Consider the following 18,004-nt stretch of genomic DNA (forward strand, 5'->3'; position numbering starts at 1 on the left):
GGTAAAGTAAGCGGATTTTTTCCGCCCCCAGCTTGCAGGATTATCCTTTAGTATGTTTAAAAAATTCCGTGGCATGTTTTCCAACGACTTGTCCATCGACCTGGGTACCGCCAATACCCTGATTTACGTAAAAGGACAGGGTATCGTTCTGAATGAGCCCTCTGTTGTTGCTATACGTCAGGATCGTGCCGGTTCTCCTAAGAGCGTTGCGGCAGTAGGTCATGGCGCTAAACAGATGCTGGGGCGTACCCCCGGTAATATCGCCGCTATCCGGCCCATGAAAGATGGCGTTATCGCCGATTTCTTTGTGACCGAGAAGATGTTGCAGCACTTTATCAAACAGGTTCACAGCAACAGCTTTATGCGCCCAAGCCCGCGCGTACTGGTATGCGTACCCGTGGGTGCAACGCAGGTTGAACGTCGCGCTATTCGTGAGTCGGCGCAGGGCGCTGGCGCACGTGAAGTGTTTCTGATAGAGGAGCCAATGGCAGCTGCAATCGGTGCCGGCCTGCCGGTGTCAGAAGCGACCGGCTCCATGGTGGTTGATATCGGTGGCGGTACGACAGAAGTGGCGGTGATCTCCCTGAACGGTGTGGTCTACTCCTCCTCCGTGCGCATCGGCGGCGACCGTTTTGATGAAGCCATTATTAATTATGTGCGCCGTAACTATGGCTCGCTGATTGGCGAAGCGACCGCTGAACGTATTAAGCACGAAATTGGCTCGGCCTATCCTGGCGATGGCGTTCTCGAAATTGAAGTGCGTGGACGTAACCTTGCTGAAGGCGTACCGCGTGGCTTTACGCTTAACTCCAATGAAATCCTGGAAGCGCTGCAGGAGCCTCTGACCGGTATCGTTAGCGCCGTGATGGTTGCCCTGGAACAGTGCCCGCCAGAGCTGGCGTCTGATATATCAGAACGCGGTATGGTATTGACCGGCGGGGGCGCACTGCTGCGTAATCTCGATCGCCTGCTGATGGAAGAGACCGGCATTCCGGTTGTGGTTGCTGAAGATCCGCTGACCTGCGTCGCTCGCGGAGGCGGTAAAGCACTGGAAATGATCGACATGCACGGCGGCGATTTGTTCAGCGAAGAATAATTTGCCCGAAGGGGTGTGGGATTTCCTACACTCCTTTTTCATGATGTCGAGGAAAACGCCGAGTTTATGAAGCCGATCTTCAGCAGGGGACCCTCCCTGCAGTTACGCTTATTTTTAGCGGTACTGGTAGCGATAGGTGTGATTATCGCTGACAGTCGCATGGGCGCTTTTACCCAGATACGCACCTATATGGATACTGCGGTCAGCCCATTCTATTTTCTGGCCAACGGGCCACGTCAAATTCTGGACAACGTTTCTGAAACGTTGGCCTCCCGCCAGCAGCTTGAGCTGGAAAACAAAGCTCTGCAACGCGAGTTGATGATCAAAAACAGCGAACTGCTGATGCTGGGACAGTACAAGCAGGAAAACGCGCGTCTGCGTGAACTGCTTGGCTCACCGCTGCGTCAGGACGAGCAGAAGATGGTCACCCAGGTGATTTCTACCGGCACCGATCCCTATACCGACCAGGTGGTTATCGATAAAGGCAGCGTCAATGGCGTTTACGAAGGCCAGCCGGTTATTAGTGACAAAGGTGTGGTCGGCCAGGTGGTTGCCGTCGGCAAAATTACCAGCCGCGTGATGCTGATCTGCGACTCGTCGCACGCGCTGCCCATTCAGGTGCTGCGCAACGATATCCGCGTGATTGCCGCGGGCAACGGCTGCACTGAAGATTTGCAGCTGGAACATCTGCCGGGCAATACCGATATTCGCCCCGGTGACGTACTGGTCACCTCCGGTCTGGGTGGACGCTTCCCGGAAGGCTATCCGGTCGGTGTGGTATCCAGTGTTAAGCTGGATACGCAGCGCGCCTATACCGTTATTCAGGCCCGGCCTACCGCAGGGCTGCAACGCCTGCGCTACCTGCTTTTACTGTGGGGGGCCGATCGTAATGGCGTGATGCCGATGGCACCAGACGAAGTGCACCGGGTGGCTAACGAGCGTCTGATGCAGATGATGCCGCAGGTATTACCCGCCGCCAGCGAGATCCCCGGGCCTCCGGCTCCGGGTGCTTCTCATGACGGCAGCGAGACGCCTCCGGCCACTCAGTCCAGCGCTCCCGCCGCCACTCATGCCGCCAGTCAGTCCGGTACGCCTGCCGCCCGACCAGCCTTGGTATCGCCCTCGGCCCCGCGACGGAGTCAGCCTTGAGTAGCTATCGCGGCCATGGACGGTGGGTGATCTGGCTGTCGTTTCTGCTCGCGCTGGTTCTGCAAATTATGCCCTGGCCGGAACAGCTCTATATGTTCCGGCCATCCTGGCTGCTTCTGATTTTAATCTACTGGGTGCTGGCACTGCCGCACCGCGTGAATGTCGGTACGGGCTTTGTGATGGGATCTATAATGGATCTTATCTCTGGCTCGACGCTGGGCGTTCGCGCGCTGGCGTTGAGTATCATTGCGTACCTGGTGGCGTTCAAATTCCAGCTGTTCCGCAATCTTGCGCTTTGGCAGCAGGCACTGATGGTGATGGTGCTGTCGCTGGCAATGGACGTCATTGTATTCTGGGCTGAATTTTTAGTGATAAACGTCTCGTTCCGACCAGAGATTTTCTGGAACAGCGTAATAGACGGTATCCTCTGGCCCTGGCTGTTTTTACTGATGAGAAAAATACGCCGCCAGTTCGCCGTACAATAAGGAAGATTATGGTATCCCTTTATCTGGCCTCTGGTTCCCCGCGCCGTCGTGAGCTACTGACGCAGCTTGGCCTGCGGTTTGAGCGTCTCTCCACGCAGGTTGAAGAGCAAAAACATCCCGACGAAACCGCCGAAACCTACGCCCGCCGTCTTGCCTGTGAAAAAGCACGTGCAGGTGTCGCCGTCGCGAAAAGCGATTTGCCCGTGTTGGGTGCGGATACTATCGTCGTTCTGCAGGGTGAGGTATTGGAAAAACCGGCTGACGAGGCCGCTGCCACCGCGATGCTGACGAAGCTTTCAGGGCAAACCCACCGGGTGATCACCGCTATTGCCCTGGCCGATCGCCGCCAGCAGCTGGACTGCCTGGTGGAGACCGAGGTGACGTTTCGCATCCTTACCCCTGAAGATATCGCGGCTTACATTGCCAGCGGTGAACCGATGGATAAAGCGGGCGCCTACGGCATTCAGGGGCTGGGTGGAAATTTTGTGCGGAAAATCAACGGCAGCTATCATGCCGTCGTGGGATTACCGCTGGTAGAAACTGCGGAGCTGTTCAGCAATTTCACCGCGATGCGTGAGGCAAAAGCAAATAATGACGGCTGAACTGCTGGTAAATATTACCCCTTCGGAAACGCGCGTTGCCTATATTGACGGCGGGATCCTGCAGGAGATCCACATTGAGCGTGAGGCGCGTCGGGGCATCGTCGGCAATATTTACAAGGGCCGCGTCAGCCGGGTATTGCCGGGGATGCAGGCGGCATTTGTCGATATTGGTCTTGAGAAGGCCGCCTTTTTGCATGCGTCTGACATTATGCCGCACACGGAGTGCGTAGCCGGGGAGGAGCAGAAGAACTTTTCGGTGCGTGATATCTCCGAGCTGGTCCGTCAGGGGCAGGATTTAATGGTCCAGGTGGTGAAAGATCCGCTGGGCACAAAGGGGGCGCGTCTGACTACCGATATCACGCTGCCCTCGCGCTATCTGGTATTTATGCCCGGCGCATCGCACGTTGGCGTTTCACAGCGTATTGAAAGCGAAGCGGAACGCAACCGGCTCAAGGCCGTCGTCTCCTCCTACTGTGACGAACTGGGCGGCTATATTATCCGCACGGCGGCCGAAGGGGTGGGCGAAGTGGAACTGGCGTCCGATGCGGCGTTTCTTAAGCGTCTGTGGACCAAGGTGATTGAGCGGAAAAAGCGCAATCAGACCCGCTATCGGCTGTACGGGGAGGTTGCGCTGTCGCAGCGCATTCTGCGCGACTTTGCCGGCGCTGCACTCGATCGCGTGCGGATCGATTCGCGGCTGAGCTATGAACAGCTGGTGGAGTTTACCGGGGAATATATCCCTGAAATGACCGCTAAGCTTGAGCTGTATACCGGAAATCAGCCCATTTTCGACCTCTTTGATGTGGAAAATGAGATCCAGCGCTCGCTCGATCGTAAGGTGGAGCTGAAGTCTGGCGGCTATCTGATTATCGATCAGACCGAAGCGATGACCACGATTGATATCAATACTGGCGCCTTTGTCGGTCACCGCAATCTTGATGAAACCATTTTTAACACCAACATTGAAGCCACCCAGGCGATCGCCCGCCAGCTCCGCCTGCGCAATCTGGGCGGCATAATCATTATTGATTTCATTGATATGAGTAACGACGATCACCGTCGTCGCGTGTTGCATTCGCTGGAACAGGCGTTAAGCAAAGACCGGGTTAAAACCGGGATCAATGGCTTTTCTCAGCTTGGGCTGGTGGAAATGACCCGCAAGCGCACCCGTGAAAGCATTGAGCACGTCCTGTGTCAGGGCTGTCCGGTGTGTAAAGGGCGGGGCACGCTAAAAACCGTCGAAACCGTCTGTTATGAAATTATGCGTGAAATCGTTCGTGTGCATCATGCCTATGATTCCGATCGCTTTCTGGTCTATGTTTCCCCTGCGGTGGGTGAGGCGCTGAAAACCGATGAGTCACATGCCCTGGCAGAAGTTGAAATATTCGTCGGTAAGCAGGTAAAAGTGCAGATAGAACCGCTCTATACTCAGGAGCAATTTGACGTGGTAATGATGTAACGTTGCGGGAGGGTTCCACCCTCCAGTTTCGCCTGCTGATTAATCGACTTCGTTTGGGTAAACTACAGCCTGTGCACCCTGATCCATTTCGTTCGCGAAAAGGATGTGACAAGGGTGCGTGATGACTTTCCGTTCTCGCGGAAGACAAGGAGAGGTGTGTGAGGCAATTGCCGAAGATTCTGCTGCTAACCGGCGCAATAGTTGTGGTCATTGTTGCGCTGCTTATTAGCGGGCTACGACTGGTTATGCCCCACATGAATAGCTGGCGTGAGCCCCTGCTGGAAAAGGTCTCTTCCGTCATCGGGATGCCTGTACAGGCGAGTGCGCTTAGCGGTCAGTGGCAGAACTTTGGTCCGGTGCTGGAAGTAAAACAGATTCAGGTTGGTCTGAAGGATGGCGGCGAACTGAAGGTCGATCGCGTTTCACTGGCGCTGGACGTCTGGCAGTCGCTGCTGCATCTGCGCTGGCAGTTTCGCAACCTCACCTTTTACCATCTCAGACTCACTACCAACACGCCGCTGACCAGTGGAAACAGCGATAAAATGCAGCTGGAGCCGGGGCAGTTCAGCGATCTCTTCCTGCGCCAGTTTGACCATTTCGACCTGCGCGACAGCCAGATTAGCTTTCTTACACCTTCCGGCCAGCGCGCCCGCCTGGATATTCCACAGCTCACCTGGCTGAATGAAAAAAATCGCCATCGGGCAGAAGGGCTGGTCAACCTCTCAAGCTTTACCGGCCAGCACGGCGAGGTGCAGGTGCGGCTGGATCTGAGCGATAGCAACGGCTATCTCGACACCGGGCGCGTCTGGATGCAGGCCGACGACGTGGACGTCAGGCCCTGGCTGGGACAATGGATGCGTGATAATACCAGTCTGGAAAGCGCGCGCTTCAGCCTGGCGGCATGGATGAGCCTGAAGGACGGGCAAATTTATGACGGAGACGTACTGCTTAAAAAAGGCGGCGCAAGCTGGAAGGGCGAGAAGCAGGCTCACCAGCTCACCGTCGATAATGTTACCGCCCATATTGCCCGCTTTAATAATGGCTGGCGCATACATCTGCCGCAAACCAATCTGGTCACGGATGGGAAGCCCTGGCCGAAAGGGCAGTTATCCCTGCTCTGGCTGCCAGCAGACAGCACGCTGCCGGGGCCGGATCGCCAGGACGAAATTCGCGTGCGCGCGAACAACCTGGATATCGAACGTATTGATCCGCTGATACCCTTATTTGCCAGGCTGTCGCCGCAGCTGCTTAATAACTGGCGCGCACTGCAGCCTCGCGGGCGTCTTACCGCGCTGGCGGTGGATGTGCCCCTCGCCCAGCCCGATCAAAGCCGCTTTCAGGCCCGCTGGCAGGATCTGAGCTGGCAGCACTGGCAGCTCCTTCCCGGCATGGAACACTTTAGCGGTAGCGTATCGGGCGCGGTTGCCGACGGGCAGCTGAAATTCAACATTCGCGATGCCAGCCTGCCGTATGGCTCGATGTTCCGTGCGCCGCTTGAGATTGAGCAGGCCACGGGCGGCATCCGCTGGCAGTACAGTCACGAGCGGTTGATGCTGGCCGGCGACCAGCTGGACATCAAAGCTCGCTCTTTGTGGGCCAGGGGTGATTTTAGCTATACGCAGTCTGAAGGACAGGCGCCACAGCTGGATATCCTGGCGGGAATCAATGTCACGCAGGCCGGGGATGCCTGGCGCTACTTCCCGGAGCCGCTGATGGGCACGTCGCTGGTGAATTATCTTAGCGGGGCGATCAAAGGCGGTCAGGCGCATAACGCCTCGCTGATCTTCCACGGTAATCCCCATCTGTTCCCGTTTAAGCACAATGAAGGCATGTTTGAAGTATGGGTTCCGCTGAGGCAGGCGACCTATCAGTTCCAGCCAGGCTGGCCCGCGCTTGAGAATCTGGATATTAACCTCGACTTTATCAACGATGGTCTGTGGATGAAGGCACAAGAGACGAAGCTTGGCGACGTGCAGGGCAGAAACATTTCCGCCGTTATTCCTGACTACGTGAAGGAAAAGCTGATTATTGACGGCGATATCAGTGGGTCAGGGGCAGAGGTTGGTGATTATTTCAATCTTTCCCCGTTGAAACCATCCCTTGGCGCGGCGCTGGAACAGCTACAAATAGGCGGTGATGTAAGTGGTCACTTACACCTGAATATCCCGCTGGATGGTGAGGAGGTACATGCCACCGGCGATGTGAATCTCAATAATAATACGCTGTTTATTAAACCGCTGGACAGCACCCTGCATGCGCTTCACGGTCGCTTTACCTACGATAACGGCAATCTGCAAAGCGGACCGCTGACCGCCAGCTGGTTTGGCCAGCCGGTGGGCGTGAGCTTTTCTACCCGCGAAGAAGCGAAAGGTTTCGATATCGGTATTGATATGAAAGGCGACTGGCAGCCGGCAAAAATAGACCTTATTCCCGACGGCCTGCGGAAAAAACTCAGCGGCAGCGCCAGCTGGCAGAGCAATATTCTGATCAATTTGCCTCACAAGGGGGGGGCAGAGTATCAGATTGTCCTTGACGGCGATCTGAAAAATGTGAGCAGTCACTTACCTTCCCCGCTTGATAAAGACTCAGGTGTAGCGATGCCTGTCAGAGTTAATGCCAAAGGAAATCTGGCCGCTTTCACCCTGAGCGGGGCGCTGGGAGAACGTAATCGTTTTAACAGCCGATGGCTGCTGGGCAAACAGCTCAGGGTCGAGCGTGGCATATGGGAAAATAATGCCAAAGCAACGCCGCCGCTGCCAGACAAGAGCGGAATGGTACTGAACCTGCCGCCGCTGGACGGTGCCGCCTGGCTAGGCCTGTTCAGCGCGGATAGTACACAAGGCAGCGGGTTGGAAGCCCGTAGCAAAAGCAGCATTCCCGGTAATATTACCCTGCACACGCCTCAGCTCACTCTTGCGGGCCAGGAATGGCACGATCTGAACGCAACGCTCAGCCAGAGCGTATCGGGCGATCCCCGCGTAGAGGTTAAGGGGCGTGAAATTACAGGCGCGCTGGATATGAATCAGCGTTCTCCCTGGGTGGGTCACCTTAACTATCTTTATTACAACCCGGAGTGGGCTACACAGAAAAGCGCATCGCCGCTGCCTGACGATACCCGTGGGATTGATTTCAGCCGGTGGCCAGCGCTAAATATCGTCTGTGACCAGTGCTGGCTGAGAGGGCAGAAATTTGGCCGGATGCAGGCGAACCTCTCTCATAGCAGTGATACGCTGACGTTGCGTAACGGGTTAATTGATACCGGCAGCGCCAGGCTGACGGTGAACGGCGAGTGGGTCAACCGCCCTGGTGCCCAACGCACCGCGCTGAAGGGTGTGCTGAGTGGCAGGAAGGGCAATGATGCAACCAACTGGTTTGGTGTGAACTCGCCGCTGCGCGACTCGCCCTTTACGATTAACTACGATCTTCACTGGCAGTCGGCACCCTGGCAGCCGTCGGAGGCCACCCTAAGCGGCGTGCTCAAAAGCCACTTTGGCGCGGGTCAGATAGCCGACGTCAATACGGGCCGCGCCGGGCAGCTCCTGCGCCTGGTGAGTTTCGATGCGCTACTGCGTAAGCTGCGCCTTGATTTCAGCGATACCTTCGATCGCGGCTTTTTCTACGACTCCATTAACGGCACCGCCTGGATTGATAAAGGCACGCTGCATACCGATAACCTGCTGGTTGACGGGCTGGAGGCGGATATTGCCATGAAGGGTAAAATGGATCTGGTGAAACGTCAGATTGATATGGAAGCGGTGGTCACGCCGGAAATCTCCGCTACGGTGGGCGTAGCGACTGCCTTTGCAGTAAACCCGGTGATTGGAGCGGCGGTATTTGCGGCCAGTAAAGTGCTGGGCCCGCTCTGGAACAAGATATCGGTGCTGCGCTACCATATTTCCGGGCCGATTGATAAACCACAGATTGACGAAGTGTTGCGAAAGCCGCGAGATAACAGCGCGAAGTGAATTTGACGTGACCGGGGAATTGCCTCAGGCTATAGAAATGCGATGCCAGCGGTTACTGGCTCATCCACACAGAGCGAGAATACATGAGTCTGAATCTGGTAAGTGAGCAGTTACTAACTGCAAATAATATTAATCAACAGGATCTCTTTACCCTGCTTGGTCAGCTTTCTGAACGTAAGCTCGACTATGCGGATCTCTATTTTCAGTCCAGCTTTCACGAATCCTGGGTACTGGAAGACCGCATTATTAAGGATGGCTCCTGGAATATTGACCAGGGCGTCGGCGTCCGTGCGGTCAGCGGCGAAAAAACCGGGTTTGCCTATGCCGACCAGATCACGCTAAACGCCCTGACGCAAAGCGCCATGGCCGCGCGCAGCATTGTGCGTGAGCAGGGCAACGGTATTTCCCGCACGCTGGGTGCGGTAATGAACCGCCCCCTTTATCCGGCGGTTGATCCTCTCCAAAGCCTCAGTCGTGAAGAAAAAATCGCCCTGCTGCATCGCGTTGACAGTACCGCGCGTGCGGCAGATAAGCGGGTGCAGGAAGTCAGCGCCAGCCTGAGCGGCGTCTATGAACTGATTCTGGTGGCGGCAACCGATGGAACGCTTGCGACCGACGTCCGGCCACTGGTTCGCCTCTCCGTCAGCGTTCAGGTTGAAGAAAACGGTAAGCGCGAACGCGGCTCGAGCGGCGGCGGCGGCCGTTTCGGCTACGAATTCTTCCTGGCTGACGAATCGGGCGAAGTTCGTGCTGATGCCTGGGCGCGCGAAGCGGTGCGGATGGCGTTAGTGAATCTTAACGCCGTAGCGGCACCTGCCGGGACCATCCCGGTAGTGCTGGGCGCGGGATGGCCGGGCGTCCTGCTGCACGAAGCGGTGGGCCACGGTCTTGAAGGTGATTTCAACCGGCGGGGAACCTCGGTGTTTAGCGGTCAGATGGGCCAGATGGTGGCATCAGAGCTTTGCACCGTCGTTGATGATGGCACCATTGACGGGCTGCGCGGCTCGCTGGCCGTGGATGATGAAGGCGTACCCGGGCAGTACAATGTGCTGATCGAAAACGGCATCCTCAAGGGCTATATGCAGGATAAGCTCAATGCGCGCCTGATGGGAGTCAAACCTACCGGCAATGGTCGACGTGAGTCCTATGCCCATCTGCCGATGCCGCGCATGACCAATACCTATATGCTGGACGGTAAATCCACCCCGCAGGAAATTATCGAAAGCGTGGATTACGGCCTGTATGCGCCAAACTTTGGCGGTGGGCAGGTGGATATCACCTCCGGCAAGTTTGTGTTCTCAACCTCAGAGGCCTATCTGATTGAGAAGGGCAAGGTCACTAAAGCCGTGAAAGGGGCGACGCTCATCGGCTCCGGCATTGAGGCGATGCAGCAGATTTCGATGGTTGGCAACGATCTGGCGCTGGATAAAGGCGTGGGCGTCTGCGGCAAAGAGGGGCAGAGTCTGCCAGTCGGCGTTGGCCAGCCGACCCTGAAGCTGGATAAACTGACCGTAGGTGGTACCGCCTGACGGCATGACGCCGCCTGCCAGGGCGGCGTCTTTTATTTCCTTACTCTCCTCTGAACTCCTGATAAATATCCGCCACCCGGTCAAAATAGGCCGTCAGAGAATCAATACAGAGCTGAACCTTAAGCGGTAGTTTATCCTTCTGGGTATAGACCGCATAAACCGGTCGTGGCACCGACTGATAGTGCGGAAAAAGGATGTCCACTTTACCGGCGTTAATCTCATCAATCACCCACATCAACGGCACCCAGGCAATCCCGGAGCCTGCACCCAGCCACTTAATCAGCGTTTGTGAATCATTGGTGGCGAAGCGGCCCTGCGGCGAGAGGCGGATCGAAACGCCTTCTGGCGAGGTCAGTTCTACATCGTTGTCGGGCCGGACACTGTATTGCAGCCAGGAAAAATTGCTGATGTCCGTCGGCTTTTCGGGAATGCCGTGGGTGGCCAGATAGCTTCTGGCGGCACAGACCACCATCGGCATTGAGCCGAGCCTTTTGGAAAACAGGTTAGAATCCTGGAGCGCCCCCACGCGGATCACCAGGTCCAGGCCATCAGCAATCAGGTCAGGCGCCGGGCTGCCGGTGACCAGATTCACGGTCAGGCCCGGATACTTTTTCAGCATCTCTGCGCTCATCGTCGCCAACACATTCTGCGCCATGGTAGAGGAGCTACCGATGCGCAGCGCACCGACCGGCGTGTTGTTGAAGGCGTAGAGCTGCTCATGCACCTGCTGTGCCTCAGCCATCATTCGCCGACAGCCCTGAAAATAAATTTTCCCCGCCTCGGTCAGGCCGAGGCTTCGCGTGCTGCGATTCAGCAGCTTGATCTGCAATTCGTCCTCAAGCTTTGCGACGATTTGGCTTACGGCGGAAACGCTCATTTGCATTTGATGGGCGGCAGCGGTGAAGGATCCCAGCTCCACGACCCGTGCAAACACGGTCATGCCTTTCAGTCTTTCCATTATTAACTCTGGCTTAAAAGTGATTTAGATCACATTAGGTAGAAAACACATAGTCAGCCGCGTTACTATAGCACCGCCGGGTTACTCCTCAGTAACTCAACTCGCCGAAATGCTGGCTCCTGGATACGCTATTATTCATTGAGCGCCGGTTATGATTATCTGACAGTATGCGCACAGGACTGTCATCATCAACCTGTAAAACAGCAACCGCCCTGAGCAAGGGAGGTGGCTTTTGTATGGCAAATGCGAGCCCGGTTAAGTACTGACAAGGATAAGAGATGAGTATGCTTCCGGTTATTGTAATATTTGGGCTCTCCTTTCCGCCCATATTCTTTGAAATCATAGTGTCACTGATGCTGTTCTGGCTGGTGCGTCGTCTGCTTACGCCAACCGGGATCTACGATTTGGTCTGGCATCCCGCACTGTTTAATACAGCACTCTACTGCTGCCTGTTTTATCTGGTTTCCCGATTGTTTGTCTGAGGTCTGAGTGAAAGCGCTAACAAGAAAAATTTCCCGGTTTGCCATTACCCTTATTCTGGTCATCGTAGCCGTCATTGTCATCTTCCGTGCCTGGGTGTTTTACACCGAGTCGCCCTGGACGCGTGATGCTAAATTTACCGCTGATATCGTGGCGATAGCCCCGGATGTTAGCGGTCTGATCACCGACGTTCGCGTACACGACAACCAGCTGGTAAAAAAAGATCAGGTGCTGTTTGTGGTTGATCAGCCGCGTTATCAGCAGGCGCTGAATCAGGCCGAAGCCGACGTTGCCTATTATCAGACGCTGGTCAGTGAAAAACGACGTGAGGCTGCCCGCCGTAACCAGCTGGGCGTCTCTGCGATGTCGCGGGAAGCGATCGACCAGGCGAACAATGAATACCAGACTACCGAGCATCAGCTGGCAAAGGCCACGGCAACCCGTGATACCGCGCAGCTCGATTTAACCCGTACCGTAGTGAAAGCCCCTGCTGATGGCTGGATTACCAACCTTAACGTCTACCGCGGTGAGTTCATTACCCGGGGATCGACGGCGGTGGCGCTGGTACAGGCGCATACCTTCTACATCCTCGCCTATATGGAAGAGACTAAGCTGGAGGGCGTTCGGCCGGGCTATCGCGTAGAGATTACGCCGCTGGGCAGTAACCGCGTGCTGCACGGCACCGTTGACAGTATTGCGGCTGGGGTGACCAACAGCAGCAGCACGATAGACAGTAAAGGCATGGCTACCATCGACTCAAACCTTGAGTGGGTGCGTCTGGCGCAGCGTGTGCCCGTCCGTATCCGTCTGGATCAGCAGCAGGGTAATATTTATCCTTCCGGTACCACTGCAACGGTAGTGATAACGGGTGCGCGCGATCGTCAGACCAGTGATATGTCACCCATGATGAAACTGATGCATCGCCTGCGTGAGTTCGGCTAAGCAGGGAGCAGTTATGCAGTGGTATCGTCTGCGATTTCCGATCAAACTCACCTTTGCCATTGTGCTGGCACTGGTGATTGGCTTTCACTTTAATCTGCAAACGCCGCGCTGGGCCGTCATGACGGCCTGTATCGTTGCGGGCGGCACGGCATTTGCGGCCGGCGGCGATCCCTTTTCCGGTGCGCTACGTCACCGTGGCATGCTGCGTATTATCGGCACCTTTATCGGCTGCATCGCCTCGCTGGTGATCATGATCGCCACCATTCGCGCACCGGTCGTTATGCTGCTGTTGTGCTGTCTGTGGGCAGGATTCTGCGTCTGGCTCTCCTCACTGATCAAAGTTGAGAACTCCTATGCATTGGGTCTGGCGGGCTACACCGCGCTGATTATCGTGGTAAGTCTGAATGCCAATGGTTCGGTACTGGTGGCACCGCAGTTTGCCGTTGAACGCTGTAGCGAAATCATCATAGGGATCGTCTGCGCTATCCTCGCCGATATGCTGTTCTCTCCGCGCTCCATTAAGCAGGATCTCGATCGGGAAGTGGATGCGCTGCTGGTGGATCACTATCATCTGATGCAGCTCTGCGTCGCGCCTGCGCCGAAAGAGGAGGTCGATAAGGCCCTGACCGGACTGGTGCGTCGCACAACCGCCGTTAACGGCATGCGTAGCCACCTGATGATGGAGTCGGGAAGATGGTATAACATCGATCGACGCCTGCGCGCTTTAAACACGCTTTCGCTGACGCTGATTACCCAGGCGGCTGAGGCCTTTGTTATCCAGGACACACGTGAGGCTTACCTGCCGCCGCAGTTTCATCTGTTATTTGAAAAACCGGCCACTACGGTGGCAGAAGTCCACAAACAGATGAAGGTGCTGCGTAGAGTCATCAGCGCCAGCGGCAGTAAAAATACCCCGGCCACTATCGCAAACTGGGTGGGTGCAGCAACCCGCTATCTGCTTCTGCTTAAGGGCATTCACACCAACGCCCGCATCAGCAGTATGGAAGAAGAGGTTCTGAATGGTGAGCCGGTAGTGAAAATGCGTTCTGCGGAAACACGACACGCGCTGGTTAACGGTATCCGCACCTTTGTTGCCACTGCTATCGGCTCGCTGTTCTGGCTCTGGTCAGGCTGGTCATCGGGGAGTGGTGCCATGGTTATGCTGGCGGTCGTCACCGCGCTGGCGATGCGCATGCCAAATCCGCTGATGATGGCGAAAGACTTCCTCTACGGGATGATCGTTGCTATTCCGCTCGGCTCGCTTTACTACATGTTCATCATGCCATCGACACAACAGAGTATGCTGTTGTTGTGCATCGCGATGGGGGTAATGGCATTTGTTGCCGGGATCCTTATTCAGCGTCGGCAGATTGGCACGCTGGGCGCACTGGTTGGCACGGTCAACGTACTGACGCTTGATAACCCGATGACCTTTAACGTGAGCGCCTTTCTGGATAACGCGCTTGGCCAGGCCATTGGCTGCTTTCTTGCGCTGCTGGTGATCCTGCTTATTCGTGATACGTCAAAAGACCGCATTGGCCGCACGCTGCTTAACCGCTTTATGTACTCTGCGGTTTCGGCCCTGACGACAAATCAGCTCAGACGGCGGGAAAATCACCTGCCCGCGCTTTACCAGCAGTTGTTTATGCTGCTCAATATGTTCCCAGGCGACATTAACAAGTATCGCATCGCCCTGACGCTGATTATCAGCCATCAGCGGCTGCGTGAGGCAGAAATTCCGGTCAATGCCGATCTGTCGGCCTACCATAAACAGCTGCGCCACACCGCAGACCGCGTCGTCGCCTCCGGCAGTGATACGAAGCGTCGGCGTAATTTTGAGCAGCTGCTGGCGGAGCTGGACATTTACCAGGACAAACTCCAGCAGTATGACGCGCCACTCAGCGCCACCGAGCCGGTGCAGCGGCTCAGGGAGATGCTGAAAAAGTACCAAAGCACGCTGATTCAGATTTAACCCCAGGGCAGGGTGCAGGCACATTATTGACCTGCACCTGCACCTGCACCTGCACCTGCACCTGCACCTGCACCTGCACTCGTACACGCTCACCTACCTGCATTTTCATCTGCACCCGTACACGCTCACCTACCTGCATTTTCATCTGCACTCGTACACGCTCACTTACCTGCATTTTCATCTGCATCCGTACGCGCTTACCTACCTGCATTCTCATTTGCACCCGTACACGCTCACCTACCTGCATCCGCATCCGTCCTGAGCGTATTCCTGTCCGTTGCCTGCGGGGATAAAGCACGCCATCTATACTGATCTCATCAGGATGGTAAACCCCTACAGGAGAATATAATGAACCTATCATTCCTTCAGGATAACGACCTCTTCCAGACCGGTTATCTCGCGGACGGACAGTGGCAGCGCTGCGCGACCACCTTTGATGTGGTTAATCCGGCCACGGGCGAGGTCATAGCCCAGGTGGCCCGCGCGGGTAAAAGCGAGACAGAACAGGCGATTGCCGCAGCCGAAAATGCCTTTCCGGCCTGGCGGCAGAAAACGGCAAAAGCGCGCAGCGAGATCCTGAATCGCTGGTATCAGCTGATTATCGATAATAAAACCTGGCTCGGGAAGCTGATGACGGCGGAGCAGGGCAAGCCGGTAAAAGAAGCGGAGGGCGAAGTAGAGTATGCCGCCAGCTTTATCCAGTGGTTTGCCGAGCAGGCAAAACGAGCCAATGGGGAGATCATCCCTCCTGCTAAAACTGGCTCAAGAATTCTGGCCACCCGCGAGCCTGTCGGCGTGGTCGCGGCGATAACGCCCTGGAACTTCCCGATGGCGATGCTGACCCGCAAGCTTGGCCCGGCCCTGGCCGCAGGCTGCACCGGGGTGATTAAACCGGCTAACAATACGCCACTCTCTGCCTTTGCGCTGCTGGCGCTGGCAAAAAAAGCCGGGGTGCCGGACGGTGTGATTAACGCTGTTGCGGGCGATACGCACGCAATTAGCGATGCGATTATGGCCAGTAAAGCGGTCAGGAAGATCTCTTTTACCGGTTCAACGCAGGTTGGCAAACTGCTGATGCGTAATGCCGCCGAAACGATGAAAAAAGTCTCAATGGAGCTCGGTGGCAACGCGCCCTACATCGTTTTTGAGGATGCGGATATTGATGCCGCAGTCAAAGGGGCGATCGCCAATAAGTTCCGCAATGCCGGACAGGTGTGCGTCAGCGTTAACCGCTTTTATATTCAGAGTAACGTTTATGACAGGTTTGTGCGGCAGCTCGCCGATGAGGTGAGCAAGCTTAAGGTGGGCAACGGCATGGATGAGGGCGTGATTGTGGGGCCGCTAATCGAATCAGCAGCGGTAGATAAGGTTGAGGAACACGTCAATGATGCCATCGCGAAGGGTGGGCAGATCCTCACCGGCGGCGCACGACATGCGCTGGGCGGAAATTTCTGGCAGCCCACGGTGATTGCCGAAGCCAGTGAAAATATGCAGCTGGCCCGGGAAGAGACCTTTGGGCCGGTCGCGGCCTGTTTTCGCTTTGATAATGAAGAAGAAGTGATACGCCGGGCAAACGACACTGAATTTGGTCTGGCGGCCTACTTCTATACGCAGAATTTGCAGCGTGTATTTCGGGTATCCCAGGCGTTGGAAAGCGGCATGGTAGGGGTCAACGAGTGCGCGGTATCAACGGAAGTGGCACCGTTCGGCGGGATAAAAGAGTCCGGGCTGGGTCGTGAAGGGTCGGTGCTGGGGTTGGAAGAGTATCTGGAAGTGAAGGCCGTACATATCGGTGGGCTGTAGCTAAAAAAAGGCCCCGGGCAACCGGGGCTAAAGGATTCGCCATACTGACGAGGAATAACATGCCACCTGTAGCCGCGGCGAGCCGATGAGGTCTTTCTCACGCCAGGCCTGCGATCATTGTCGATATTATTAACTGCACTTATTATTAATGTTTCTTTGTCACGCATCAGGCTTACTTACACTACCGGTAAAACGCAGGGATTACGTCCCCGGTGCGACTGTGGCTGCTAACTTTACTTAGATGAATAATCAGGTTTTTATTAACCCGGCTGGCTAACTTAACACGCATTGATGCCGCGCAAAAACAAAAGCGCAATGATATCCCTGATGTGAGATATAAATGGCCCGGTTATTAAATCAGAACTCAGCAAGGATAATTATCGAACCTGGAATGCATTGGGTTATTTATAAAGCTCGGCGGTAATGTGGTAATTACCCTCATTACGGGCTTCAATAACACGATACGACGATGCCCCCTGTTCCTCAGCCTTCTGAGAAAGCTGCTGGCGCATATCGGTCGGTACGCCATCAATGCCGCTGATTGTCACGGTGCCCATCGATTGCAGATTTTGGCTGTCCGCCTGCTCCTGGGTTACCAGGTTAGCGGCGCTTGCACCGAATGAGAGAACGGCAGCCAGACTTATCATGCTTATCATTAATTTGGTTTTCATGGATATACTCCTCAGAGGACTCATTGGTAACCGGGCAGGATAATAAGCGATGATATTCTGGGGTTACCGTCTTTTACGATTGTTGTCTCAGTGACAATTCATTTAGCGAATATTTATGGTGCCAACATGTAGGGTAAATAACTGTGTAAAGTGCTTGATTCGGGCGACAAAGCATTACGTACAATTATTTATCTATGCCGGTTTATTTATAAATTTCCGCCGTTGCGTGATAGGTATTATTCATATTCGCTTCAATTACGCGATAGGCAGATGCGCCCTTGTCATCAGCTTTCTGGTTAAGCTGCTGACGAATATCCATTGGTGTGCCTGCTACACCGCTTACGGTGATAGTCCCCACAGCCTGTAGATTTTGTGCCTGCTCAGAGTTGATTAGCTCAGCGGCGCTGGCACCGAAAGAGAAGGCTGATAACAGGGTCATAGCAACAACTGCTTTGGTGATTTTCATGATTTTATTCCTCGTTACTGTTTTTATTTTTCGTTTGCTGTGATTTGCATCACGAAGACAAGTATAGAACTAATAACGTAAAAAATTAATAGCAAGCTAATAATAAAATGGCGGGTGAGCCTCGCCCGGAAGCGGTTTTTAATAACTTTAGGTTATAACCAGTGCTTATATTTTCGCCACTCACTGTTAAATCCATGTAAAAACATCGTGATATGTGAATTTATCTTTTTGTGCGTTTATTTGTGGTTGATCACACTATGAGACGGAAGTATTGGAGTATTTCACGTTGCATAGTCGGCAATCAGGCAGTTGATAATAGCGGCAAGGGCTAGGGCTAGGGCTAGGGCTAGGGCTAGGGCAAGGGCAAGGGCAAGGGCAAGGGCAAGGGCAAGGGCAAGGGCAAGGGCAAGGGCAAGGGCAAGGGCAA

Annotated in this window: 14 protein-coding genes; 11 read left to right on the forward strand and 3 right to left on the reverse strand. The window is 55.1% G+C overall.

Features of this window, described 5'->3' with window-relative positions:
• Positions 1-52 precede the first annotated feature (52 nt).
• The 7 genes from mreB (at position 53) to tldD (ending at position 10,285) form a co-directional block, all read left to right on the forward strand.
• A complete protein-coding gene (gene mreB / locus A1830_RS20035) occupies positions 53-1,096 on the forward strand; it encodes a rod shape-determining protein MreB (protein ID WP_067710229.1) in 1,044 nt (347 codons plus the stop codon).
• A 66-nt stretch (positions 1,097-1,162) separates the two neighbouring features.
• A complete protein-coding gene (gene mreC / locus A1830_RS20040; protein WP_067710231.1) occupies positions 1,163-2,245 on the forward strand; it encodes a rod shape-determining protein MreC in 1,083 nt (360 codons plus the stop codon).
• Complete coding sequence (gene mreD / locus A1830_RS20045; RefSeq protein ID WP_067710233.1) at positions 2,242-2,730, forward strand: rod shape-determining protein MreD; 489 nt, start codon at positions 2,242-2,244, stop codon at positions 2,728-2,730. The genes mreC and mreD overlap by 4 nt, the downstream gene beginning before the upstream one ends.
• 8 nt (positions 2,731-2,738) lie before the next feature.
• Positions 2,739-3,332, forward strand: coding sequence for a Maf family protein (locus tag A1830_RS20050; protein ID WP_067710234.1), 594 nt, complete (start codon positions 2,739-2,741; stop codon positions 3,330-3,332).
• The gene (gene rng, locus A1830_RS20055; RefSeq protein WP_067710236.1) at positions 3,322-4,791 is read left to right on the forward strand and encodes a ribonuclease G; all 1,470 of its coding nucleotides are present in this window, start codon (positions 3,322-3,324) and stop codon (positions 4,789-4,791) included. Before A1830_RS20050 ends, rng begins: the two co-directional genes overlap by 11 nt.
• A gap of 158 nt (positions 4,792-4,949) precedes the next feature.
• Positions 4,950-8,756 (forward strand): AsmA2 domain-containing protein YhdP, encoded by a 3,807-nt coding sequence (yhdP, locus tag A1830_RS20060; protein WP_067710238.1) that lies wholly within the window; start codon positions 4,950-4,952, stop codon positions 8,754-8,756.
• A gap of 83 nt (positions 8,757-8,839) precedes the next feature.
• A complete protein-coding gene (gene tldD / locus A1830_RS20065; RefSeq protein ID WP_067710240.1) occupies positions 8,840-10,285 on the forward strand; it encodes a metalloprotease TldD in 1,446 nt (481 codons plus the stop codon).
• 40 nt (positions 10,286-10,325) lie between these two features.
• On the opposite strand, the gene aaeR is transcribed toward tldD, so the two are convergent.
• On the reverse strand, positions 10,326-11,243 hold the full coding sequence (gene aaeR / locus A1830_RS20070; protein WP_067710242.1) for an HTH-type transcriptional activator AaeR: 918 nt from the start codon (positions 11,241-11,243) through the stop codon (positions 10,326-10,328).
• 278 nt (positions 11,244-11,521) lie between these two features.
• On the opposite strand from aaeR, the gene aaeX reads away from it, so the two are divergent.
• The 4 genes from aaeX to A1830_RS20090 all read left to right on the forward strand — a co-directional run bounded on the left by aaeX (position 11,522) and on the right by A1830_RS20090 (position 16,440).
• Positions 11,522-11,725, forward strand: a complete 204-nt coding sequence (gene aaeX / locus A1830_RS20075) for a p-hydroxybenzoic acid efflux pump operon protein AaeX (protein ID WP_013204079.1) — start codon at positions 11,522-11,524, stop codon at positions 11,723-11,725.
• A 7-nt stretch (positions 11,726-11,732) separates the two neighbouring features.
• Positions 11,733-12,665 carry a p-hydroxybenzoic acid efflux pump subunit AaeA gene (aaeA, locus tag A1830_RS20080; RefSeq protein ID WP_067710244.1) on the forward strand — a complete coding sequence of 311 codons (933 nt, stop codon included), beginning with the start codon at positions 11,733-11,735 and terminating at the stop codon, positions 12,663-12,665.
• A gap of 13 nt (positions 12,666-12,678) precedes the next feature.
• Complete coding sequence (aaeB, locus tag A1830_RS20085) at positions 12,679-14,637, forward strand: p-hydroxybenzoic acid efflux pump subunit AaeB (protein WP_067710246.1); 1,959 nt, start codon at positions 12,679-12,681, stop codon at positions 14,635-14,637.
• Positions 14,638-14,985: 348 nt separating this feature from the next.
• On the forward strand, positions 14,986-16,440 hold the full coding sequence (locus tag A1830_RS20090; protein WP_067710248.1) for an NAD-dependent succinate-semialdehyde dehydrogenase: 1,455 nt from the start codon (positions 14,986-14,988) through the stop codon (positions 16,438-16,440).
• A 401-nt stretch (positions 16,441-16,841) separates the two neighbouring features.
• Here A1830_RS20090 and yhcN (A1830_RS20095) read toward each other — a convergent pair whose 3' ends face one another.
• Complete coding sequence (yhcN, locus tag A1830_RS20095; RefSeq protein ID WP_067710250.1) at positions 16,842-17,111, reverse strand: peroxide/acid stress response protein YhcN; 270 nt, start codon at positions 17,109-17,111, stop codon at positions 16,842-16,844.
• A gap of 202 nt (positions 17,112-17,313) precedes the next feature.
• Positions 17,314-17,577, reverse strand: coding sequence for a peroxide/acid stress response protein YhcN (gene yhcN, locus A1830_RS20100; protein ID WP_067710252.1), 264 nt, complete (start codon positions 17,575-17,577; stop codon positions 17,314-17,316).
• Between the last annotated feature and the right edge of the window lie 427 nt (positions 17,578-18,004).

This window comes from Erwinia sp. ErVv1, assembly GCF_900068895.1.
In the GTDB taxonomy this organism is placed as follows: Bacteria; Pseudomonadota; Gammaproteobacteria; order Enterobacterales; family Enterobacteriaceae; genus Erwinia.

Excerpts from the sequence above, each read along its gene's own strand:
- A1830_RS20050 (WP_067710234.1), top strand. The coding sequence starts at position 2,739 with ATGGTATCCCTTTATCTGGCCTCTGGTTCCCCGCGCCGTCGTGAGCTA.
- rng (WP_067710236.1), top strand. The coding sequence starts at position 3,322 with ATGACGGCTGAACTGCTGGTAAATATTACCCCTTCGGAAACGCGCGTT.
- tldD (WP_067710240.1), top strand. The coding sequence starts at position 8,840 with ATGAGTCTGAATCTGGTAAGTGAGCAGTTACTAACTGCAAATAATATT.
- A1830_RS20090 (WP_067710248.1), top strand. The coding sequence starts at position 14,986 with ATGAACCTATCATTCCTTCAGGATAACGACCTCTTCCAGACCGGTTAT.
- mreB (WP_067710229.1), top strand. The coding sequence starts at position 53 with ATGTTTAAAAAATTCCGTGGCATGTTTTCCAACGACTTGTCCATCGAC.
- mreC (WP_067710231.1), top strand. The coding sequence starts at position 1,163 with ATGAAGCCGATCTTCAGCAGGGGACCCTCCCTGCAGTTACGCTTATTT.
- aaeR (WP_067710242.1), bottom strand. The coding sequence starts at position 11,243 with ATGGAAAGACTGAAAGGCATGACCGTGTTTGCACGGGTCGTGGAGCTG.
- yhcN (WP_067710250.1), bottom strand. The coding sequence starts at position 17,111 with ATGAAAACCAAATTAATGATAAGCATGATAAGTCTGGCTGCCGTTCTC.
- aaeB (WP_067710246.1), top strand. The coding sequence starts at position 12,679 with ATGCAGTGGTATCGTCTGCGATTTCCGATCAAACTCACCTTTGCCATT.
- yhcN (WP_067710252.1), bottom strand. The coding sequence starts at position 17,577 with ATGAAAATCACCAAAGCAGTTGTTGCTATGACCCTGTTATCAGCCTTC.
- aaeX (WP_013204079.1), top strand. The coding sequence starts at position 11,522 with ATGAGTATGCTTCCGGTTATTGTAATATTTGGGCTCTCCTTTCCGCCC.